Below are 22,759 nucleotides of genomic sequence, written 5' to 3' on the forward strand. Positions count from 1 at the left end.
GTGAGCAGGACATACGGGGCCGGAGAGGGAGAACGTATGTGTTACTCCCTGTTGTCTGCCGTGGCCGCCATGCGCTGTCCGAGACGGCTGTGGGTACGGCCGTAGAGGAAGTACACGGCGAAGCCGATGACCATCCAGATCGCGAACCGCAGCCAGGTCTCGGCCGGCAGGTTGAGCATCAGCCAGAGGGAGGCCGCCACCGACAGGATCGGGATGACCGGCACCCACGGGGTGCGGAAGGCGCGGGGCAGGTCGGGGCGGGACTTGCGGAGGATGATCACGCCGATGGCGACCACCACGAAGGCGAACAGGGTGCCGATGTTGACCAGTTCGGCGAGTTCGCTCAGGGGCGTGAAGCCGGCGACGATCGCGATGATCACGCCGAGCAGGATGGTCGGCCGGTGCGGGGTCCGGAACTTCGGGTGGACGTGGGAGAAGAACGTGGGCAGCAGTCCGTCGCGGCTCATCGCGAAGAAGACCCGGGTCTGGCCCAGCAGCAGGATCATGCACACCGTCGTGAGGCCGACCGCGGCGCCGAAGCTGATGAAGCCCGCGAACCAGGGGTGGCCGGTGGCCTTGAACGCGTCCGCGAGCGGGGCGGTGATGGACAGGTCCGTGTACTTCTGCATGCCCGTCACGACGATCGACACGGCCACGTAGAGGGTCGTGCAGATGATCAGGGAGCCGAGGATGCCGCGGGGCATGTCGCGCTGCGGGTTCCTGGTCTCCTCGGCGGCGGTGGCGACGACGTCGAAGCCGATGAAGGCGAAGAAGACGACGGAGGCGGCGGTGAAGATGCCCATCACACCGAAGTTGGAGGGAGCCCAGCCGAACATCAGCTGGATCAGCGGCGACTGGAGACTGTCACCGGCCGGCACCTCCTGGGCCTTCGGGATGAACGGGTCGTAGTGGTCGCCCTTGATGAAGAAGGCGCCCGCGATGATCACGGTCAGTACGACCGTCACCTTGATGGCGACGACGACCGAGGTCACGCGCGCGGAGAGCTTGGTGCCGAGCACGAGGATGGCCGTGAGCACCAGGACGAGGGCGGCGGCGAGGATGTCGAAGCCGAAGCCGTGGGCCCCGTCGCGGCTGCCGAGCGCGGCCGGCAGATGCCAGCCCGCGTTGTCCAGCAGCGAGGCGATGTAGCCGGACCAGCCGACGGACACCACCGCCGTGCCCAGCGCGAACTCCAGGACCAGGTCCCAGCCGATGATCCAGGCGGGCAGTTCACCGAGGGAGGCGTAACTGAAGGTGTACGCCGATCCGGCCACCGGGACGGTGGAGGCGAACTCGGCGTAGCAGAGCGCGGCGAGCGCGCAGACGACGCCGGCCACGACGAAGGCCAGGGCGACCGCAGGGCCGGCGTTGTTCTTGGCGACGGTGCCGGTCAGGACGAAGATGCCGGTGCCGATGATGACGCCGACGCCGAAGACGGTCAGATCCAGCGCGGACAAGGACTTCTTGAGCGCGTGCTCTGGCTCCTCGGTATCGAGGATGGACTGCTCGACCTTCTTCGTCCGGAAGAGGGTGCTGCTCACGGGGACCTCCCACGCTGTGTCGTCCTCGACATGATCGAGAGGGGGCGTAGGTCGTATGCCCCGGCGCGGCCGGATTCACGCGAACGGGCCGGTCACACCACTGTCAAGAGTGGTCCGACCGGCCCGTACGGCCGAGTTCCGAAGGCGCTAGTCGCGGGCGGGCTGCGCCTCGGCCGGGGCGCTGTCGTAGCGGCCGTCCAGCTTCGAGACGAGGCCCGTGACCTGGCGGGCGATGTCGGGCGCGGTCAGCCCGATCTCCGCCATGATCTCTGCGCGGGAGGCATGGTCGAGGAAGCGCGGCGGGATGCCGAAGTCGCGCAGCGGGACGTCGACGCCGGCGTCGCGCAGGGCCTGGGCGATCGCCGAGCCGACACCACCGACGCGGCTGTTGTCCTCGACGGTGACGACCACGCGGTGCCGCTCCGCGAGCGGGGCCATGGCCTCGTCGACGGGCTTGACCCAGCGCGGGTCGACGACGGTGGTGGAGATGCCCTGCTTGTTCAGCAGACCGGCGATCTCCAGGCACATGGGGGCGAGGGCGCCGACGGAGACGAGGAGCACGTCGGGCGTGTCCGTGCCCGGCTCACGCAGGACGTCCATGCCGCCGACGGTACCCACGGCGGGTACGGCGGGGCCGACGACGCCCTTGGAGTAGCGCAACACGGTCGGCGCGTCGTCGACCTGGACGGCCTCGCGCAGCTGGGCGCGGAGCTGCTCTGCGTCGCGCGGGGCGGCGAGCCGCAGCGTCGGTACGACCTGGAGCATCGACATGTCCCACATGCCGTTGTGCGAGGCGCCGTCGTCGCCGGTGACGCCGGCCCGGTCGAGCACGAAGGTCACACCGCACTTGTGCAGGGCGACGTCCATGAGGACCTGGTCGAAGGCGCGGTTGAGGAAGGTGGCGTAGACGGCGAAGACGGGGTGCAGGCCGCCGGTCGCGAGGCCCGCCGCCGACACGGCCGCGTGCTGTTCGGCGATGCCGACGTCGTAGATCCGGTCCGGGAAGGTGTCCGCGAACTTCTTCAGTCCGACCGGCTGGAGCATGGCCGCCGTGATGGCGACGATGTCCTTCCGCTCGCGGCCCAGCCTGACCATCTCGTCGCCGAAGACGGAGGTCCAGCTGGCGGCGGAGGCCTTGATGGGCAGGCCCGTGTCGGGGTGGATGGGGCCGATGCCGTGGAAGCGGTCGGCCTCGTCCTGCTCGGCGGGCTCGTAGCCGCGGCCCTTCTCGGTGAGGCAGTGCACGATGACCGGGCCGCCGAACCGCTTGGCGCGGGCCAGCGCCGACTCCAGCGCCTCGATGTCGTGGCCGTCGATGGGGCCGACGTACTTCAGTCCGAGGTCCTCGAACATGCCCTGGGGCGCGATGAAGTCCTTGAGGCCCTTCTTGGCGCCGTGCAGGGTCTCGTAGAGGGGCCGGCCGACGACCGGAGTGCGCTCCAGGAGGTCCTTGCCGCGGGCCAGGAAGCGCTCGTAGCCGTCGGTGGTGCGCAGGGTCGCCAGGTGGTTCGCGAGGCCGCCGATGGTCGGCGCGTAGGAGCGCTCGTTGTCGTTGACGACGATGACCAGGGGCCGGTCCTTGGCGTCGGCGATGTTGTTCAGCGCCTCCCAGGCCATACCGCCGGTCAGGGCACCGTCACCGATGACGGCGACGACGTGGTCGTCGCGTTCGAGCACCTGGTTGGCCTTCGCGAGCCCGTCGGCCCAGCCGAGGACGGTCGAGGCGTGGCTGTTCTCGATGACGTCGTGCTCGGACTCGGCGCGCGAGGGGTAGCCGGACAGCCCGCCCTTGGAGCGCAGCTTCGAGAAGTCCTGCCGGCCGGTGAGCAGCTTGTGCACGTACGCCTGGTGGCCGGTGTCGAAGAGCACCCGGTCCTTGGGCGAGTCGAAGACCCGGTGCAGCGCGATGGTCAGCTCGACCACACCGAGGTTGGGGCCGAGGTGGCCGCCGGTCTTGGAGACCGCGCCGACGAGGAAGCTCCTGATCTCCTCCGCCAGCTGGTCCAGCTCCTCGAGGCTGAGCCGGTCCAGATCGCGCGGTCCCCTGATACGGGTCAGCAGCGGCACCCGTGCCTCCTTGCGTTAGAGCTGATCGAGCTTTGCCGGGCGGGTCGAGTCTAATGTTCCACGAGAACAATCCTGCCCGGCACCTCGTGGGTGCCGGGCAGGACCATCGATCTGGAGGGGCGCTCCCCTGCGGTGTTATCCGCGGCCGGAGGCCTTCTGAGACCTTCGCGACACCGAGTCGATGACGACGGCGCCCAGCAGAACACCACCGGTGATCATGTACTGGATCGAGGCGTTCATGTTCAGCAGGTCCAGACCGGTCGTGATGGACTGGATGACCAGCATGCCCAGGAGGGCCGACCACACCGAACCGCGGCCGCCGAACAGGCTCGTACCACCGATGACGGCCGCCGCGATGGCGAGCATCAGGGTGTTGCCGCCACCGGCGCTGAGGGTCGCGCTCGCGGTCTGACCGGCGAAGAACATACCGCCGATCGCGGCGAACCCACCGGAGATGGCGAACACGGTGATCCGGACCATCGGCACGTTGATACCGGCACGGCGCGCGGCCTCGATGCCGCCGCCCACCGCGAAGACCTGACGGCCGTACGTGGTGCGGCGGAGCACGAAGTCGACGACCACCAGCGCCGCCAGGAAGATCACCAGCGAGTTGGAGACGCCGGCCGCGTTGTTGAGGACGGCGGCGGCCAGGAAGGAGGCGACGGCGAGCGCGCCGACGCGGACCAGGATCTCGCCGGTCGGCCGGAAGGGCACGCCGGCGGCCTTGCGGCGCCGCTGCTCGTTGAGGTTGCCGACGAGGGTCAGCACGACGGCGAGGCCGGCCAGCAGGTAAGCGCCGACGATCGCCTGGTTCATGAAGAACGAGCTCTGGCCGAACAGGTGGATCGGACCCGAGTCGGACGGGATGTTGATGGTGCCGCTGGAGCCCAGCAGCCACAGCATCAGGCCGTTCCAGCCGAGCAGACCTGCCAGCGTGACGACGAACGCCGGTACGCCGACCTTGGCGAAGAACCAGCCGTGCAGCGAGCCGATGGCGATACCGGTGATGATCGCGAGGACCAGCGCCAGCCAGACGTTCATGCCGTGGTTGACCACCCACACCGCGAACAGGGTGGAGGCCAGACCGCTGACGGAACCGACCGACAGGTCGATCTCGCCGAGCAGCAGCACGAACACCAGGCCGATGGCGATCATGCCGGTGGCCGACATGTAGTAGCTGATGTTGGAGAGGTTGTCGGCGCTCAGGAAGCGGGAGTTCTGGGATTGGAAGATCGCCCAGATGACGATCAGACCGACCACCACCGGCAGCGAGCCCAGCTCACCGCCCTTGACCTTGCGCGTGAACTCGGTCCAGTAGCCCTTGAAGCCCTCTTCGCGGACCAGCAGCCGGGGGTCGACCACCGACACCGGTGCCGCGGTGGGGTCGTCGGCGGGGGCGACCGTGTCCTGCGCCTCCGCGTCCGCCTTGGAAACCTTCGACGTGTCGCTCACTTTGCCGCCTCCGCGCTGCGACGTCCCGCACGACGGGTCACGGCGTTGTCCGTGGCACCCGTGATCGCGGAGATGATTTCTTCCTGACTGGTGTCCTTCACCGAGAAGGAACCGTTGTTCCTGCCCAGCCGCAGCACGGCGACGGTGTCGGCGACTGCCTTCACGTCGGCCATGTTGTGGCTGATGAGGATGACTCCGAGGTTGCGCTCCCGCAGCCGCTCGACCAGGTCGAGGACCTGTGCGGTCTGCTCGACACCGAGGGCGGCGGTGGGCTCGTCGAGGATCACGACCTTGGGGTCGCCGATCAGGGCGCGCGCGATGGCGACGACCTGGCGCTGACCGCCGGAGAGGCTCGCGATCGGGATGCGCACACTCGGGATGCGGATGGAGAGCGTGTTCAGCAGTTCACGCGAGTTCTTCTCCATCGTTACCTCGTCGATGACGCCGCGGCGCAGCAGCTCGCGTCCGAGGTAGAGGTTGCCGACCACGTCGAGGTTGTCGCACAGGGCGAGGTCCTGGTAGACCGTCGCGACGCCGAGTCCCTGGGCGTCGTGCGGCTTGTTGATGCTGACCGGGTTGCCGTCCCATTCGATGACGCCCTCATCGATGGGGTGGACACCGGCGATCGTCTTGACCAGCGTCGACTTTCCGGCGCCGTTGTCGCCGACCAGGGCGACCACTTCTCCGGCGTGGACCTCCAGTTCGACATCGGTGAGGGCCTGCACCGCACCGAATCGCTTGGAGACTCCGCGCAACGCCAGCACGGGCGTAGCGGACACGTGAACCATCTCCTTCGCCGCCTGACCGGCGGGGATGCCGCGCTTGGGGTAAGGCGCGGAGGGTTTGCGCTCGTGGCACTCAGGCTCGTAGCACTCGACTGACGAGTTGTGCCGTAAGCACGGATTTACTGTCGAACATGCGCGCGACCGGTGCCTCTTGGCAACGGCTGCGTCCGTCATGCTTCCGTCCGGCGCCCGCCCCGCAGCGGGGTATGAAGGCGGTGCGGGCGCCGGACAGGCTTGGGTGCCTGCCTCGGGGCGGGTCCGTCGAAGGACGCGCCCCGGGGCTCAGCGGCTCTTACTGAAGGCCGGCCTTCTTGCACGCGGCGGCGTAGTCCGCGGTGCAGATCTGGGCGACGGTGTAGAGACCGTCCTTGACGACCGTGTCCTTGATGTTCTTGACGGTCACGGAGACGGGGGTCAGCAGCTTCGCCTGGACCTTGTCACCGGAGCCGCTGGTGACCTCGGTGTCGGCCAGGGACTTGATGTCCTTGCCCTGCAGGAGGTTGACCGCGAGCTCGGCGGCGTTGTCGGCCTCGGGCTTGTAGGCCTTGTAGACCGTGGCGGACTGGGTGCCGGCGACGATCCGCTGGATGGCGGCGAGCTCGGCGTCCTGACCGGTCAGCGGGATGGTGCTGATGCCCGCGCCCTTGAGGGTGTTGGCGATACCGCCGGCCATGCCGTCGTTGGCGGCGTAGACGCCCGCGATGTTCTTGGCGCCCAGCTGGGTGATGGCCGCGGACATCTTCTGCGCGGCGACGGTGTCCTTCCACAGGCCGGACTGCTCGTAAGCGATCTTGACCTTGCCGTCGAGGACCTTGTGCGCGCCTTCTTTGAACTGCGCGGCGTTCGGGTCGGCGTCGTCACCGTTGATCATGACGACGTTCGCCTTGGGGGTCGCCTTGGAGCCGAGGGCGTCGAGCAGGGCCTGGCCCTGGAGCTCACCGACCTTGACGTTGTCGAAGGAGACGTACGCGGAGACCGGGCCCTGGGCCAGACGGTCGTACGCGACGACCTTGACGCCCTTGCTCACCGCGGAGGCGATGGAGGACTTGATGGCGGCGGAGTCCTGAGCGGAGACCACGATCACCTTGACGCCCTTGGTGACCATGCTGCTCATCTGCTGGGCCTGCTTGGCCGGGTCGGCCGCGGCGTTGGCGTAGGAGACGGTGCAGTCGCTGCACAGCTCCTTGACCTTGGCCTCGAAGTACGGCTTGTCGAACTTCTCGTACCGCGCGGTGACGTTGTCGGGCAGGAGCAGGCCGATCGACTTGCCGCCGGAGCCGGAGCCCGAGCTGCTGCTGTCGCTGCCGTTGTCGTCGCCGGCCTTGCCACAGGCCGCGGCGGAGACGGCGAGTGCCGAGATCGCGATGGATACGGCCACACGACGCTTGAGCGTGTTCACTTGAGAAACCTCCCTGACGAGGCCGCGTCGTTGCGGCCGAGGTGGCTGGAAGTCAACTCGGCCACACGTGCGACGTCAAGAAGTAAATACTTAACGAGATGGCAACGACGTCTTGCGTTCTCTAAGTGAAGGCAGGTGTCGCTGCATGCAGCGTGCTGTCCAAAAGGGTCGAATCACCCATCTCGCTGAGTGCGAGGGCGAGCGCTCCGAGCACCTCCGCACGGCCTCCAAGTGCCCCTGGAAGCACGGACAGTTGACGGGCCGCGCTGGGGATCGCGTAGCGGCCGACAGACTCCCTGATCGGACCGAGCACCAGCTCACCGGCCTCGGCGAGATCACCGCCCAGGACGACTCGGCTCGGGTTCAGCAAGTTGCAGAGATTGGCGACTCCACTGCCGATGTGTCGGCCGACGTCGGCGATCACCCGACGGCAGCCTGGGTCTCCGTCCCGCGCGAGTCTAACTACGCCTTCCATGGTGAGATCGGTGCCGTGACTCGACTGGAGCAGCGGAAGCACATAGCGCGCGGCCGCAAACGTCTCCAGGCAGCCACGGTTGCCGCAACGGCAGACGGGGCCGGACTCATCAAGAGTAATATGCCCGATTTCTCCCGCTGTGCCACCTGGGCCCCGGTAGATCTTGCCGCTGATCACCAGACCGGCGCCCACACCGCTCGCGACCTTGATGTACGCCAGATCGCGCACCCCCCGGCCGCTCCCCCAGACGAGTTCACCGAGGGCGCCCAGATTCGCGTCGTTGTCCACGTGGACAGGTACGCCGAGGCGCCCCCCGAGCTCCTCGGCGGGCTTGGTGCCGATCCAGCCCGGCAGGATGGCGGAGGAGCCCAGGGAGCCGGATTCCAGGTCGATCGGCCCGGGCACGCCGAGGCCCACCCCGGCGATCTTCGTACGGTCCACACCGGTCGCCTCGATCAGCCGGTTGACCAGCTGTTCCGCCCGGTCGAAGCCCTGGGTGGAGGAGGCGTCCACGTCCAGCGGCTCGGACTCCTCGGCGAGCACCTGGTGGGCGAGGTTCCCGATCGCGACGCGCAAATGGGTGTGCCCGAAGTCCACCCCTATGACGATGCCGGCGTCTCCGCTCAGGGAGACCGCGCGGGCCCGTCGGCCACCCGCCGACGTCGGCGTGACCTCGACGGTTCCGCCGTCCTTGAGCTCGCGCACGATGTTGGAGACGGTCGCGGCGGACAGTCCCGTGGTCCGTGCGATCTCCGCCTGCGTGAGCGACCCGGCCAGCCGGACGGCACGTACGACCCGCTCGAGGTTGGCTCGGTGCAGCGACGACTGCGACCCCGGAGTCTCCACGACGACCTCCTGCGCACGGGACCGCAGCGATGAGGCCCCGTCTATGTCCAACTAGTGAACTCTAAGCTGAGCCGTTCGGGTCGCCTCCCGTCAAGAGGTTGAACAGTATCCGGGGCGTAGGGCACACGTGAGCGCACCGTCACCGGAACCGGGGACGGTGCGCGTGTGTGCGCTCGCGCAGCGCTACTTCAAGGTCGCCGAAGTCAGCCCCGCCTGCACCTGGCGCTGGAAGGACAGGTACACCACCAGCATCGGGATCATCGCGATGGTCACCCCGGCGAAGAGCACGGGCAGGTCCGAGGCGTATCCCATCTGCTGCTGGAGCTGGATCAGGCCCTGGGTGAGCACATAGCGCTCCGGATCGTCGCCGCTCTGCGGCTGCATCAGCACCGTGGGCAGGATGAACTGGTTCCACTGACCGAGGGTGTTGAAGATGCCGACGCTGATCAGGCCCGGCTTCGCCATCGGCAGCATCACCTGGAAGAAGGTCCTGGTGTGCGAGGCGCCGTCGAGGACCGCGGCCTCGAAGACGGCCGTGGGCAGCGTCCGGAAGAACGCGTGCATGAAGAACACCGTGAACGGCATCGAGTAGGCGACGTACACCAGGATCAGCCCCTGGTAGGTGTTCAGCATGTCCAGCCGCTTCACCATGAAGAACAGCGGGACCAGAGCCAGGAACACCGGGAACATCGCGCCCGCGACGAAGAAGAAGTACAGGAACCTGTTGCCCCAGAACTGGTAGCGGGCCAGGACGTAGGCGGCCATGGAGCCGAGCAGCATCGTCAGCGGTACCGAGAAGACCAGCACGATGACGGTGTTCAGGAAGTAGTCGCCGATGCCCTTCTCCCAGGCCCGTCCGAAGACGTCCAGGGACCAGTTCTGCGGCCAGCCGAAGGCCGAACCGCCGATCTGGGCATCGGTCTTGAAGGAGCTGAGCACCAGCCACAGCAGTGGCAGCACGATCAGCAGGGCCCACAGCGCGAGGAAGCCGTGCGAGAAGGCGTTCAGGACGACGCCCTCGCTGCGCTCGCCGCCCGGACGGGCCGGGGCCGTGCCCGTGGCCCGCTGTGCCGGGACGGCGGCGGTCTCCTTGATGGGTGCGCTCATCGTCGTATCTCTCCCGCTCAGAACTCGACGCGGTCGCGGCGGGTGGCACGCAGCATGACCACGGACAGGACCAGGGTGAGCAGCAGCATGACGACGCCCATCGCGCAGGCGTATCCGCTCTTGCCGAAGTACTGGAAGTTGCGCATCATCACCGTCGACATCACGTCGCTGTGATGGTCGGGGCCGCCTCCGTAGGCGCCCATGTTCTGGGTCATCGACGACACCAGCACGAACATGTCCATCGCGACGATGCCCAGATAGACCCAGGCGGTCTGCACGGTGTCCCACAGCAGCGGCAGCGTGATGCGGAAGAAGGACTGGTTGCGGCCCGCGCCGTCGATGAGCGCGGCCTCGTAGATGTCCTTCGGAATGGACTGCATGGCGGCCGAGAACAACACCAGGTAGAAGCCGACTCCGTGCCACACCACGGCGATGACCAGCATCCACAGCACCAGGTTGGGCTCGTTGAGCCATTCCACCGGATTCTCGGCGTCGACCAGGCCGAGTTTGATCAGGATTCCGTTGAGGAGTCCGCCGCCGTCACTGCGGTACACCGCGTTGAACAGCACGGCCACGATCGCCAGCGACAGCACCTGGGGAAAGAAGTAGACGACTTTGTAGAGCTGCGATCCGGCGACTCCCCGCACTCCGCCGGCTTTGCTGCGGCCGCCCGCGTTCAGCATGAACGCGAAGAACAGCGCGAGCAGAATGGTGATCACCGGGATGAAGATCAGGAACAGGATGTTGTGCCAGATCGCCTGCATGAAGACGTCGTCGTGGAACAGCGCCTTGTAGTTGTCCAGGCCGATGAACTTGAACGTCTGCGACTGCCCTTTCCAGTCGGTCAGCGAATAGCCGATCGTCTGGATGTAGGGCCAGATCACGAAGATCAGGTAGAGCGCCACGGGAGCGAAGAGAAATCCCGCGACGAACCTGTACTGCCCTTTGTGCATTGGCGATTCCTGCCCCTGGGGTCCTTTCCCGGGCCGGAGTGCTCCGGCCCGGGAAACGGCGTGCGGTCAGTCCCGGTGGTTCTTCTTGGAGGCCGGGTCCTTGGCCTGCTTGTCGACCGCGGCCTGGGCCCGCTTCAGCCACTCCTTCGGCTGGATGCGCTTGGCCATCAGCTCGTTGGACGCGGCCTCGATCGCCGCTCCCATCTCGCTGTACCACTCGGTGTACAGGTAACGGAAGGTGTTGCCACCGGCCGCCTTCGATGCCTCGACGGTGGACTGGGTGCCGGGGCGCAGCTTCACGCTCGGATCCACGCCGTCCTTGAGGATGGTGAGGGAGTTGGCCTCCTTGGCGAAGGTCGTCGACCACTCCTTGGAGAGCATGTGCCGCATGAACTCCTTGGCGCCCGGCAGGTTCTTGGCCTTGGCCGGGATGATGAAGGGCTCACCGGAGCCGGCCCGGATCGCCTCGAAGGGCAGCGCGCTGCCGGGCAGCAGCGGCATCGGCATGAACTTCATGTCGAAGTCCGCCGGCGTCTGCTTGAGCTGCTCGTTCTCCAGCCAGGAACCGCAGGTGATGAAGGCGGCCTTGTACTGGTTCCAGCGGGTCTGGGACTCGGTGTGGGTGAGGCCGTTGGTGCCCGGCATCAACAGACCCTTCTCCACCACCTCGTAGATCGCCTCGACGCCGGCCTGGGCCGCGTCCGAGCCGACGAAGGCCTTCGGGTCGAGGTTGTCGATCGCCTTCATGGCGTCCAGACCGCCCTTCTTGGCGATCAGGTCCATGATGGCGACGTTGATGTAGTACGGGTACTTGCCCTGGTGGGCGAGGCCGCCGATGCCCTGCTTCTTGGCGTCCTGGCAGACGGCGAGGAAGTCGTCCCAGGTCTTGGGCTCCTCCCAGCCCTTCTCCTTGAAGAGCTTGCCGGAGTACCACAGGCCCCAGACGGTGTAGATGTAGTTGAGGGCGACGATCTTGCCCTCCTGGAGACCCGCGTCGAGGGTCCCCGGGATGATGAGGTCGCGGACCTTCTTGCTCGGGTCGTCGATCGCGGGCGCGTCCAGGACCTCGGCGAGGTCGAGCAGTTGCCCGTTCTTGTAGAGGACGTCGGGCTTGATCTGCTGGGCGCCGGAGTCGTCGACGATGTCCGGCGGGTTGCCAGCGTTGAAGCGCGGCTGGAGCTTTCCGGTGATCTCCTGGGTGCCGGTGTGGGTGGAGGTGATCCCGAGCTTCTTCTGGAAGTCGGCCTCCCACGCCTTGGCGTAGTCGTCGCCGTAGCCGCCCTTGAAGATCACGACGTCGAGCTTGCTGCCCTTGGCCGCACCGAAGGGGTTGTCCTTCGAGGTGGTGCCCTTGGTGCTCTTGTCGCTCGAATCGTCGCCGCCGCCGCTGGCGCAGGCGGACAGAAAACCGGTCGCGGGGACGGCGGCCAGTCCGAGCGCGGCCGAACGCTTGATCAGATCGCGGCGGCCGACACCTTCATCACCGTGGCTGTCTGCGGAAGTGGATCCCATGCTCAAGTCCTCGCCTTCTCCAGGACTCAGGCGGTGAACCGGATCCTCCCCGGCACCGCGGTCAGGTCAAGCAGGTTCGTGCAGGAGGTTCGTGCAAGTGGGGTGAATCGCCGACAGGTATAGTCCACTTCCGGTCGGCGTAGCAAGATCGAATGCAATGTTGGTCTTGGGTGTGTTCGAGTTGAGACCTCGCGGAAATATGAGCGCCCTGTGCGAAGCTTGCCGGAAAAATCCGCGACATACGCCTCGAATGCCACAGCCAACACCCTTGACATCACCGTCCACTTGGGCCCCTACTGATCCTTGCACGGATTGTGTGACAACGTTGTCCGTCCTTGTGCAGGGAGGGTACTCGCCGATGGATCGGTACAGAACTCGGCTCAGACGGAGTACGGCGGTCGTCTTCACGGCCGCCTTTGTCATGACGGTGGGCTCCCAGGGCGCTGCGGTCGCCCTGCCCGAGGCTCCCACCCCGGCCGACCAGGGATTCACCTCCTCCTTCGAGGCGGGAGAACCGGCCCCCGACTGGATCAGCACCGTCGATCACGGCCGGGCCTCGGGCGTCGACGGCGGCTACCGCACCGGCATCCCGGGCAGTGTCACCGACCGGGTCACCGATGTCCGGGCGAGCGCCGAGAACACCTCCGGAGGCGAGGTGAAGGAGAATCTCGCCGACAGCGAGCCGGGCACCAAGTGGCTGGCCTTCGCCTCCACCGGCTGGGTGGAGTTCGATCTGGACAAACCCGTGAAGGCGGTCACCTACGCACTCACCTCGGCCAACGACTTCGCGGAGCGCGACCCCAGGGACTGGACGCTCAAGGGCTCCACGGACGGCAAGGACTGGAAGACCCTCGACACCCGGGCGGGCGAGACCTTCGCCGAACGCTTCCAGACGAAGTCGTACGACATCCCCGCGGCCGCCGTCGCCGAGTACCAGCACTTCCGGCTCGACATCACCGCGAACAACGGCGCCTCCGACATCCTGCAGCTGGCCGACGTGCAGTTCTCCACGGGCGGCGGCGACGGGCCGGTGCCACCGGAGATGCTCTCGCTGGTCGACCGTGGTCCGAGCGGATCGCCCACCGCGAAGGCGAGCGCCGGATTCACCGGAAAGAGAGCTCTGCGTTACGCCGGTCGGCACATCGCGGACGGTCGGGCGTATTCGTACAACAAGGTCTTCGACGTGGACGTGCGGGTCGACGCGCTCACCCGGCTGTCCTACCGGATCTTCCCGTCGATGGCGGACGGCGACCGGGACTACGACGCGACCAACGTCTCCGTGGACCTGGCCTTCACCGACGGCACCTTCCTCAGCGATCTCGGGGCACGCGACCAGCACGGATTCCCGCTCTCGCCGCAGGGACAGGGCGCCTCGAAGGCCCTCTACGTCAACCAGTGGAACAACGTGGTCGCGCGGATCGGAGCGGTCGCGGCCGGGAAGACCGTCGACCGGATCCTCGTCGCCTACGACTCCCCGAGCGGGCCGGCGAAGTTCCGGGGCTGGCTGGACGACGTGACGCTGGAGCGGGCCGCGCCGGAGGAGCCCAAGGCGCATCTGTCCGACTACGCGCTCACCACCCGGGGCACCCACTCCAGCGGCGGCTTCTCGCGCGGAAACAACTTCCCGGCGACGGCCGTGCCGCACGGCTTCAACTTCTGGACGCCGGTGACCAACGCGTCCTCGCTGAGCTGGCTGTACGACTACGCGCGCGCGAACAACGGCGACAACCTGCCGACGATCCAGGCGTTCAGCGCGAGCCACGAGCCGAGCCCGTGGATGGGTGACCGGCAGACCTTCCAGGTGATGCCGTCGATTGCCTCAGGCGCCCCGGACACCGGCCGCGAGGCGCGGGAGCTGGCCTTCCGGCACGAGAACGAGACCGCGCGGCCGTACTACTACGGGGTGCGGTTCGAGAACGGGCTGAAGACGGAGATGGCGCCGACCGACCACGCGGCGGCGCTGCGCTTCACCTACCCGGGCGACGACGCGAGCGTGCTCTTCGACAACGTGACGGACCAGGCGGGGCTGACGCTCGACAAGGACGCGGGCGTGCTCACCGGGTACTCGGACGTGAAGTCCGGGCTGTCGACCGGCGCCACCCGGCTCTTCGTCTACGGCGTCTTCGACCGGCCGGTGACGGACGGCTCGTCGAGCGGGGTCAAGGGCTATCTGCGCTTCGACGCCGGCGCCGACCGGACCGTCACACTGCGGCTCGCCACCTCGCTGATCAGCCTCGACCAGGCGAAGGACAACCTGCGCCAGGAGATCCCGGACGGCACCTCCTTCGAGAAGGTCCGCGACCGGGCCCGGGGGCAGTGGGACCGGCTGCTCGGCAAGGTCGAGGTCGAGGGCGCCACGCAGGACCAGCTGACCACGCTGTACTCCAGTCTGTACCGGCTGTACCTGTACCCCAACTCCGGCTTCGAGAAGGTGGGTTCGAAGTACCAGTACGCGTCCCCGTTCTCCCCGATGCCCTCTCCGGACACCCCGACGCACACCGGGGCGAAGATCGTGGACGGGAAGGTGTACGTCAACAACGGCTTCTGGGACACCTATCGGACCACCTGGCCGGCCTACTCGCTCCTGACACCCTCTCAGGCGGGCGAGATGGTCGACGGGTTCGTCCAGCAGTACAAGGACGGCGGCTGGACCTCGCGCTGGTCCTCCCCCGGTTACGCGGACCTGATGACCGGCACCTCCTCGGACGTGGCCTTCGCGGACGCGTACGTCAAGGGTGTCGACTTCGACGCGAAGTCGGCGTACGACGCGGCCCTGAAGAACGCCACGGTCGCGCCCCCGTCCTCCGGTGTGGGCCGCAAGGGCATGGAGACCTCGCCCTTCCTCGGCTACACCAGCACCGGCACCCACGAGGGCCTGTCCTGGGCGCTGGAGGGATACCTCAACGACTACGGCATCGCGCGGATGGGCCAGGCGCTGTACGCGAAGACCGGCGAGAAGCGCTACAAGGAGGAGTCGGCGTACTTCCTCAACCGGGCCCGGGACTACGTGAACCTCTTCGACTCCAAGGCCGGTTTCTTCCAGGGGCGCGGTGAGACGGGTGAGTGGCGCGTCGAGTCCTCGAAGTACGACCCGCGCGTGTGGGGGTACGACTACACCGAGACCAACGGCTGGGGCTACGCCTTCACCGCCCCGCAGGACAGCCGGGGCCTCGCCAACCTGTACGGCGGCCGCTCGGGTCTCGCCGACAAGCTGGACGAGTACTTCGCGACGCCCGAGACGGCCTCGCCGGACTTGGTCGGCTCCTACGGCGGTGTCATCCACGAGATGACGGAGGCACGGGACGTCCGGATGGGCATGTACGGGCACTCCAACCAGGTCGCCCACCACGTCAACTACATGTACGACGCGGCCGGCCAGCCCTGGAAGACGCAGGCGAACGTCCGTGAGGTGCTGTCGCGGCTGTACGTCGGCAGCGAGATCGGGCAGGGCTACCACGGGGACGAGGACAACGGCGAGCAGTCGGCCTGGTTCCTGTTCTCGGCGCTGGGCTTCTACCCGCTGGTGATGGGCAGCGGCGAATACGCCGTCGGCTCACCGCTGTTCACCAAGGCCACGGTCCATCTGGAGAACGGCCGGGACCTGGTGGTCAGGGCGCCGAAGAACAGTGCGCGAAACGTGTACGTGCAGGGCCTGAGGGTCAACGGCAAGCCCTGGACGTCGACTTCGCTCCCCCACTCGGTCCTGTCCAAGGGTGCCGTCCTGGACTTCGACATGGGGCCGCGGCCGTCCAAGTGGGGCACCGGGAAGAACGCCGCCCCGGTGTCGATCACCCAGGACGACAAGGTGCCGACGCCGCGTGCGGACGTGCTCGCCGGGGACGGGGCGCTGTTCGACAACACCTCGGCGACGGACGCGACCGTGACCTCCGTGGACCTTCCGGTGTCCGGTGAGGTCAAGGGAGTCCAGTACACGGTGACCTCGTCGTCGGACCGCGCGAAGGCCCCGACCGGCTGGACGCTCCAGGGCTCGGACGACGGGACCACGTGGAAGACCCTCGACCAGCGGTCCGGGGAGTCCTTCGCCTGGGACCGGCAGACACGGGCGTTCTCGGTGAGGTCTCCGGGTACGTACGGGAAGTACCGTCTCGTGCTCGACGGCGAGGCGGTGGTCTCGGAAGTCGAACTGCTCGCCTGAGCAGAAGCGTTGGGGGTCTCATGCAGGGTGTCGATCCGGCCTGGCTGCCGGACGTGGCGTTCCGGCCGATCGGCACCCGGCGGACCCTGATCCGCGGCTCGGGTCCGCTGGTGGACACGGTCCAGGGTGAGGTGGCGGAGGCCTGCGAGCGGTTCGGGGGCGCGGTCGTGCGCGAAGACCCCGATCTCGTCCTGGAGCTGATCGGGGACGACGCCGGCGAGGCGTTCACCTGCGGACGCCGTGACGGCCGTACGACCGTCACGGCGTCCGGCGCGCGCGGGCTGCTGTACGGGTTCTTCCACGTCGTACGGCTCGGGGAGGCGGCGCTCCGGGGCGAGGCTCAACCTGCGTTCCATGAACCGCAGTTGCCGCTGCGCATGCTGGACCACTGGGACAACGTGGCCGTGCACCCGGTCATGGGCCAGGTCGAGCGCGGGTACGCGGGTGGGTCGCTGTTCTGGGAGGACGGGCGGGCGCGCGGGGACCTCGACCGGGTGCGGCGGTACGGCAGGCTGCTCGCGGCCTGCGGGATCAACGCCGTGGCCGTCAACAACGTCAACGTGCACGCGGCCGAGGCACGGCTGCTGACCGAGCGGCTCGGTGAAGTGGCCGACATCGCGAGCGCCTTGCGGCCGTACGGTATTCGTGTCCATCTGTCGGTGACCTTCGCCGCGCCGATGGTGCTGGGCGGTCTGTCGACGGCCGATCCGCTCGACCCGGAGGTGTCGGCGTGGTGGGCCGGGGCGGCCGCCCGGGTGTACGCGGCGATCCCCGACTTCGGCGGTTTCGTGGTGAAGGCCGACTCGGAGGGACAGCCGGGCCCGTTCGCGTACGGGCGCACCCATGCCGACGGCGCCAACATGCTGGCCGCCGCCGTGGAGCCGTACGGCGGTACGGTCCACTGGCGGGCCTTCGTCTACGACCACCGCCAGGACTGGCGGGACCGCTCGACCGACCGGGCGCGGGCCGCGTACGACCATTTCGTGCCGCTGGACGGGGAGTTCGCCGACAACGCCGTCCTCCAGGTCAAGCACGGGCCGATGGACTTCCAGGTGCGGGAGCCGGTCTCCCCCCTGATCGGGGCGATGCCGGGCACGCGGCTGGCGGTGGAGCTCCAGGCGACCCAGGAGTACACCGGGCAGCAGCGGCACGTGTGCTGGCTGGGGCCGATGTGGAGCCAGGTGCTGCGCTTCGGGATCGCCGGGGAGTCCACGGTCGGCGCGTCGGCGCGCGGCGGGCTCGTGGCCGTGTCCAACGTAGGGGACGACCCGTTCTGGACCGGGCATCCGCTGGCCCAGGCGAACCTGTACACGTTCGGGCGGCTGGCCTGGGAGCCGGGCGGCGATCCGCATCGGTTCCTCGACGAATGGACCGGGCTCACCTTCGGGAGCGCCCCTGGGCTCGCGAAGGGTCTGCGCTCGATTCTGGACGGTTCGTGGCGTACGTACGAGAAGTACACCGCTCCCCTCGGGATCGGGTTCATGGTGCAGCCGGGGCACCACTACGGGCCGAGCGTCGACGGGTACGAGTACAGCCCCTGGGGCACCTACCACTTCGCCGACCGCGACGGCGTCGGTGTCGACCGGAGCGTGGCGAGCGGGACCGGGTACGCGGGGCAGTACGCGAAGCCCTGGGCCGAGGTGTACGAGTCTGCGGAGACCTGCCCGGACGAGCTGCTGCTGTTCTTCCACCACGTGTCGTACGGGCACATGTTGAAGAGTGGGAAGACGGTGATCCAGCACATCTACGACACGCACTTCGAGGGCGTGGAGGAGGTGGAGGCGGCCCAGCGGGTGTGGGCCTCGCTGGTGGACCTGGTGGACCCCGCGCGCCACGCGCGGGTGGCTGAGCGGTTCGAGGAGCAGCTCCGCAGTGCCCGCGAATGGCGCGATCAGGTCAACAGTTACTTCTTCCGGAAGTCCGGGGTGCCGGATGCGCGGGGGCGCACCGTCTACTGAAGCCTGAGGACGGCGACGCCCCTCGGGTCGAGAGTGAGCGGGTCGCCCGCCTCGGTCCGCTTGCCGGTGAGCAGGTCGGTCGCGGTGTCGTGAGCGGTCAACTCGACCGGCTCAGCCGTGTGGTTGAGGAGGAAGCGCAGGCGGGTTCCGTCGGGCGCGACACGGGTCGCGGTCTCAAGGCCCTCGTGATCGGCGTACGGGCCGATGAGACCGTGGCGGGCCAGAACGCGGCGGACCACCTGGTCCACGCCGGGCTGGTCCAGGGCGGTGGCGACGTACCAGCCCTCGCCCTGCCCGTACCGGTTGCGGGTGACGGCGGCGGTGCCCGCGTAGAAGTCCGTGCCGTACGTGGCGATGGTCTCGGCGCCCCTCAGCTGCACGATCTCGAAGACGAGGCGTCCCGATGATCCGATTTCGGGGACGGGCTGGGCGAACTCCGCCTGGCGGGAGTCCCATTCGTCGATCCGGATGCCCATCAGGGGCGCGAGGAGACCGGGGACGTCCGCGAGGAAGGCCCGGTCGTGTTCGTCGACGCGACCGGAGAGGAAGGTGGCGAGGACCGTGCCGCCGCGTTCCGCCACCGCTTCGAGGCGGGTGGCGAGGTCGCCCCTGACCATGTGCAGGGCGGGGGCGAGGACCACGTCGTACGGGGTGAGGTCGGCGGTGTGCGCCACGACGTCCACGTCGGCGCCTGCCTCGCGGGCGGCCCGGTAGTAGGGGTGAACCACGTCCAGGTACTTGACCAGCCGGGACGGGCCGTCGGAGATCTCCAGGGCCCACCAGCTGTCCCAGTCGAAGAGCAGGGCGGTGCGGGCGGGGGTGCGGGCGCCGAGGGAGGCATCCCCGAGCTGCTCCACCTCCGCGCCCAACGCGGCCACTTCCCGGTACACCCGGGTGTCGTCGCGGCCCGCGTGGCCGATGACCGCTCCGTGGTACTTCTCGCAGGCTCCCCGGGAGGCCCGCAGCTGGAAGTAGAGGGCCGCGTCGGCGCCGTGCGCGATCGCCTGGAAGGTGGCCAGGCGCAACTCCCCCGGTCTGCGCAATGGGTTGACGTCACGGCTGGCCGTCGTGGACGGGGTCTGCTCCATCAGCCAGAAGGGGGCACCGTCCTTGAGGCCGCGCATCAGGTCGTGGGCCAGGGCGGCCCAGGGCGGCGGGGCGTCCAGGGGCGGGTAGCTGTCCCAGGACGCGAAGTCGAGGTGGGACGCCCAGCGGTGATAGTCGAGGGGGCGAAACATGCCCATGAAGTTGGTCGTGGCGGGGGTGACCGGATCACGGGCGCGGATCACCTCCTTCTCGGCGAGGAAACAGCCGAGCAGCGCGTCGGTGGTGAAGCGGAAGTAGTCGAGCGTGATGCCCTGGAAGGCGGTGTGGTCGGGGCCTCGCCAGTGCTCGGTGAGGGCGCTCGGCGGTTCGATCTCCTCTAAAGAGGTGTAGCGGTGCGACCAGAACGTCGTCCACCAGGCGTCGTTGAGGGCGTCGAGGGTGCCGTACCGATCCCGCAGCCAGTCACGGAAGGCGGCGGCGCACAGGTCGCAGTAACAGGTCCCGCCGTACTCGTTGTTGATGTGCCAGGCGAGCAACGCCGGGTGATCCGCGTACCGTTCGGCGAGCCGGGACGCCATCTCCGTGGCCAGTCGGCGGTATGCCGGTGAGCTGGGGCAGAAGTTGTGGCGCTGGCCGTAGCGGTGCCTGCGGCCCTCGAAGTCGGTCCGGTTGACCTCGGGGTACCTCTTCGCGAGCCAGGGCGGCAGGGCGGCCGTACCGGTGGCCAGGCAGACCTGCCGGTCCTCGGCCGCGGCCCGGTCCAGGACGCGGTCGAGGACCGTGAAGTCATAGGTGTCCTCGGCGGGTTGGGTGAGCGCCCAGGAGAAGACGCCGACGGTGAGGGTGTCGATGCCGGCCCGGGTGAACAGCCGGTGGTCCTCGTCCCAGACCTCCTGCGGCCACTGCTCGGGGTTGTAGTCGCCGCCATAGGGGATCTTGGAGCTCGACGGGCTCATGCGGTGAAGTCCTCCTGGGTCTCGGCGATCACCGGACGGCTGCTGTGCAGCAGGGACAGCAGCAGCGGGGCCGCGAGCAGGGCGGGCAGCGCCTCGGTCAGTACGGCGGTCCCGGCGGCCGTCAGGACGAGCAGCGAGGCGGCGCCGAGGGTGGCGCGGCCGTGCCGGAACAGGAAGTACCCGGCGAGGCGTGCGGTGTCCCTGGCCCGGAAGGCGAACAGGGCGGTGAGGACGAGCGCGTGGGCGCCCCACAGGAGGGAGCCGACGCCGACGGCCGCGAGCAGCACCGCCCACCAGCGGGGCAGGCCGGTGGCGGTGAAGTGGGTGAGCGTGAACGCGATGACCGTGAGCCAGGCCAGCATGGGTGTCCACAGCTTCAGGGCGGGGACGGCGTTGAGCCGCCAGCCGCGCCAGTAGCAGCGGGCCGGGTGGAGGTCGGCGAGGTCGCGGTCACGGCGGTCGAGGGCGTACAGGGCGGCGGCCGTCGCCGGACCGAGGGGCAGCAGGCATACGGCGGCGAGCGGGAGGTTGGCCGGGGCCGGGCCCAGCAGGAGCAGTCCCGCCAGGCCCGGGGAGGCGGCGACGAGGAGCAGGGCCTCGACGGTGAGGAGGGTGTGGATCAGGGCTGCGGCGCGGGAGAGGGAGCCGGTGCCGAAGGAGGGGGCGGGGGGTTCGCGGTCCTCCGGCGGCCGCTGCCCCGCGGGCGGGCGGCGCGGGGCGGTGCCGGGTCGGTCGGCGGGCGGGGTGTCGTGGGACCCCGCCCTGGCACGACCGGTCGCCGCCCGTACCCGGCCGGTACGGCCCGGCTCGGCGGGGACGCGGAGGATCACCCGTTCTCCTTCCTGAACCGCTCGTGCGCCTTGTTGTGCAGGTCGACGAGTTGCTGCATGTTCTTCGCCTTCAACTCGGCGAGATACGCGTCCCACTCGGACATCGGGCGCTTGCCGAGCACGAACTGGAGGGTGTTCTGGATGGCGTGGTCCTTGAGCGGGGTGTCCCAGAGGGTCGCCTGCTCCTGCTCGAAGGACTGCAGGGGGTGGGCCGGGTCGACGGGCAGTTCCTTGCGCTGGGACATGACGTCCTGGAACTTCTTCTCGTCGGGGCTGAAGTTGGAGGAGACCAGCTCCCAGCTGCCGCCGTAGGTGAACACGCCGTTGAAGAAGCCGTAGTCCTTCTGTAGATCCTTGGGGGCGTCGGGATCGGAGCCCATCAGCGAGATGCCGGGCTTCAGCGTGTACTTACCGCCGGACTCGGTGTAAGTGACGCCCTCCACACCCCACTTGCAGAACTTCTGGCCCTCGTCGGAGTACCAGAGCCAGTCCACGAACTGCATCATCGCGACGAAATCCGCGCTCTTGAGGGCCTTGCTGGAGATCATGACGCCGTTCTCCAGCCGGATGCCGCTCAGCAGGATCGGGCCGGCCGGGCCGAGTGGCACCGGGACCATCTCGATCTTCGCGCCCTTGACCTGCTTGCCCAGGTTGTAGCGGTAGTTCTGCACCAGCTCCTGGGGGTTGGCGCTGATCGCGTAGGACTTCTGGGCCAGCAGCTTCTGCACGGCCTGGTCGTCCTGCTGGGTGAAGCTCTCGGGGTCGAGGAGCTTCTCGGCGACGATCTTTCGCAGGAACTCGATCATCTGCCGGTAGGCGTCCTGGGCGGCCGTGAAGACGAACCTCTGCGCCTTGGTGTCGAAGCTGATGTTGTCGTACGTCCAGCCGGCCTTCACCCCGTAGGCCTGGCCGAGGTACTGGAACAACGCCCCGCAGGGGAAGGGGGTGTTGGTGCTCCAGCGGTCGGTCCAGGGGTATTTCTCGGGGTACTCGGCCTTGAGCGCCTTGAGGACGTCGTACACCTCGTCCCAGGTCGTGGGCAGGGTCAGTCCGTGCTTGTCGAGGATGTCCGTGCGGAAGGACAGCGAGTAGCCGGACTTCGGCTTCTCGTGCAGGCCGGGCAGCAGGTAGTACCTGCCGTCGGACTGGCGGATGGAGTCGAGCTCGGGTTCGAGCTTCCACTTCTTCACCTTGTCCCGGAAGTTGGGCATCAGGTCGACGTACTCGCTGACCGGCAGGATCGCGCCCGAGGACACGAAGGCGACCTCGCCGGGGTGGTACGTCTTCGGGATGATGAAGGGGGCGTCGCCCGCGCCGATGAGGACGCTGCGCTTCTTCTCGTAGTCGGCCAGCGGGACGTCGAGGGGTTTGATCGTGATGCCGGTACGCCGCGTGACCTCCTTCCAGAACAGCCAGTCCTTCTTCAGGGGGTAGACCGGGTTGTCGTTGTGCAGCATGGAGAAGGACAGCGCCTTGGTGGCCTTGAACTGCTGGCCGGCCCGGTACTCCTTCATCGCTCCGTTCTGCTTCTTGGAAAGGTCCTTGGAGTCCCCTCCGTCGTCGCCGCTGCCGCAGCCCGTGAGGGTGGCGAGACCGATGAATCCCGCGGCGGCGAGGATCTGACGCCGTGACAGCTGTCCTGGGTTCTCCACGGATACTCCCTTGTTCCGTAAGT

14 protein-coding genes are annotated in these 22,759 nt (G+C 68.1%); 2 read left to right on the plus strand and 12 right to left on the minus strand.

The genetic code is table 11. From position 1 onward, the window contains the following. Positions 1-41: 41 nt before the first annotated feature. The 9 genes from H293_RS0133345 to ngcE form a co-directional block, all read right to left on the minus strand. Positions 42-1,541 carry an amino acid permease gene (locus H293_RS0133345; protein WP_020122158.1) on the minus strand — a complete coding sequence of 500 codons (1,500 nt, stop codon included), beginning with the start codon at positions 1,539-1,541 and terminating at the stop codon, positions 42-44. Between the two features lie 147 nt (positions 1,542-1,688). Next, complete coding sequence (gene dxs, locus H293_RS0133350) at positions 1,689-3,608, minus strand: 1-deoxy-D-xylulose-5-phosphate synthase (RefSeq protein ID WP_020122159.1); 1,920 nt, start codon at positions 3,606-3,608, stop codon at positions 1,689-1,691. A gap of 135 nt (positions 3,609-3,743) precedes the next feature. Further along, a complete protein-coding gene (locus tag H293_RS0133355) occupies positions 3,744-5,060 on the minus strand; it encodes a sugar ABC transporter permease (RefSeq protein WP_020122160.1) in 1,317 nt (438 codons plus the stop codon). After that, entirely contained in the window at positions 5,057-5,848 is a 792-nt protein-coding gene (locus tag H293_RS0133360) for an ATP-binding cassette domain-containing protein (protein WP_063746952.1), read from the minus strand. Before H293_RS0133360 ends, H293_RS0133355 begins: the two co-directional genes overlap by 4 nt. Before the next feature lie 289 nt (positions 5,849-6,137). Continuing rightward, entirely contained in the window at positions 6,138-7,244 is a 1,107-nt protein-coding gene (locus H293_RS0133365; RefSeq protein ID WP_020122162.1) for a sugar ABC transporter substrate-binding protein, read from the minus strand. 121 nt (positions 7,245-7,365) lie between these two features. After that, positions 7,366-8,565, minus strand: coding sequence for an ROK family transcriptional regulator (locus H293_RS0133370; RefSeq protein WP_020122163.1), 1,200 nt, complete (start codon positions 8,563-8,565; stop codon positions 7,366-7,368). Positions 8,566-8,748: 183 nt separating this feature from the next. Then, positions 8,749-9,672, minus strand: coding sequence for a carbohydrate ABC transporter permease (locus H293_RS0133375; RefSeq protein WP_020122164.1), 924 nt, complete (start codon positions 9,670-9,672; stop codon positions 8,749-8,751). Between the two features lie 17 nt (positions 9,673-9,689). Continuing rightward, on the minus strand, positions 9,690-10,625 hold the full coding sequence (locus H293_RS0133380; protein WP_020122165.1) for a carbohydrate ABC transporter permease: 936 nt from the start codon (positions 10,623-10,625) through the stop codon (positions 9,690-9,692). A 66-nt stretch (positions 10,626-10,691) separates the two neighbouring features. Next, complete coding sequence (gene ngcE / locus H293_RS0133385; RefSeq protein WP_020122166.1) at positions 10,692-12,137, minus strand: N-acetylglucosamine/diacetylchitobiose ABC transporter substrate-binding protein; 1,446 nt, start codon at positions 12,135-12,137, stop codon at positions 10,692-10,694. 421 nt (positions 12,138-12,558) lie between these two features. On the opposite strand from ngcE, the gene H293_RS0133390 reads away from it, so the two are divergent. Together H293_RS0133390 and H293_RS0133395 are read left to right on the plus strand one after the other, a co-directional pair. Beyond that, positions 12,559-16,293, plus strand: a complete 3,735-nt coding sequence (locus tag H293_RS0133390) for a GH92 family glycosyl hydrolase (protein WP_020122167.1) — start codon at positions 12,559-12,561, stop codon at positions 16,291-16,293. Between the two features lie 20 nt (positions 16,294-16,313). Next, positions 16,314-18,251, plus strand: coding sequence for an alpha-glucuronidase (locus H293_RS0133395; protein WP_020122168.1), 1,938 nt, complete (start codon positions 16,314-16,316; stop codon positions 18,249-18,251). Here the strand turns inward: H293_RS0133395 and H293_RS0133400 are convergent. Genes H293_RS0133400 through H293_RS0133410 form a run of 3 tightly spaced genes read right to left on the minus strand, consistent with a single transcriptional unit; the run spans position 18,245 to position 22,736 of the window. Next, positions 18,245-20,254 carry a beta-galactosidase gene (locus H293_RS0133400; protein ID WP_020122169.1) on the minus strand — a complete coding sequence of 670 codons (2,010 nt, stop codon included), beginning with the start codon at positions 20,252-20,254 and terminating at the stop codon, positions 18,245-18,247. The two genes, H293_RS0133395 and H293_RS0133400, sit on opposite strands and share 7 nt — an antisense overlap. Continuing rightward, a complete protein-coding gene (locus tag H293_RS0133405; protein ID WP_020122170.1) occupies positions 20,251-21,084 on the minus strand; it encodes a YesL family protein in 834 nt (277 codons plus the stop codon). The genes H293_RS0133400 and H293_RS0133405 overlap by 4 nt, the downstream gene beginning before the upstream one ends. Next, entirely contained in the window at positions 21,081-22,736 is a 1,656-nt protein-coding gene (locus H293_RS0133410; RefSeq protein WP_020122171.1) for an ABC transporter substrate-binding protein, read from the minus strand. The genes H293_RS0133405 and H293_RS0133410 overlap by 4 nt, the downstream gene beginning before the upstream one ends. Positions 22,737-22,759: the final 23 nt, after the last annotated feature.

This window comes from Streptomyces canus 299MFChir4.1 (assembly GCF_000383615.1).
In the GTDB taxonomy this organism is placed as follows: Bacteria; Actinomycetota; Actinomycetes; order Streptomycetales; family Streptomycetaceae; genus Streptomyces; species Streptomyces canus_C.

Bases quoted from the DNA above. Each gene is read 5' to 3' on its own strand.
- H293_RS0133360 (WP_063746952.1), bottom strand. From the start codon at position 5,848: ATGGTTCACGTGTCCGCTACGCCCGTGCTGGCGTTGCGCGGAGTCTCC.
- H293_RS0133375 (WP_020122164.1), bottom strand. From the start codon at position 9,672: ATGAGCGCACCCATCAAGGAGACCGCCGCCGTCCCGGCACAGCGGGCC.
- H293_RS0133380 (WP_020122165.1), bottom strand. From the start codon at position 10,625: ATGCACAAAGGGCAGTACAGGTTCGTCGCGGGATTTCTCTTCGCTCCC.
- ngcE (WP_020122166.1), bottom strand. From the start codon at position 12,137: ATGGGATCCACTTCCGCAGACAGCCACGGTGATGAAGGTGTCGGCCGC.
- H293_RS0133390 (WP_020122167.1), top strand. From the start codon at position 12,559: ATGACGGTGGGCTCCCAGGGCGCTGCGGTCGCCCTGCCCGAGGCTCCC.
- H293_RS0133395 (WP_020122168.1), top strand. From the start codon at position 16,314: ATGCAGGGTGTCGATCCGGCCTGGCTGCCGGACGTGGCGTTCCGGCCG.
- H293_RS0133400 (WP_020122169.1), bottom strand. From the start codon at position 20,254: ATGAGCCCGTCGAGCTCCAAGATCCCCTATGGCGGCGACTACAACCCC.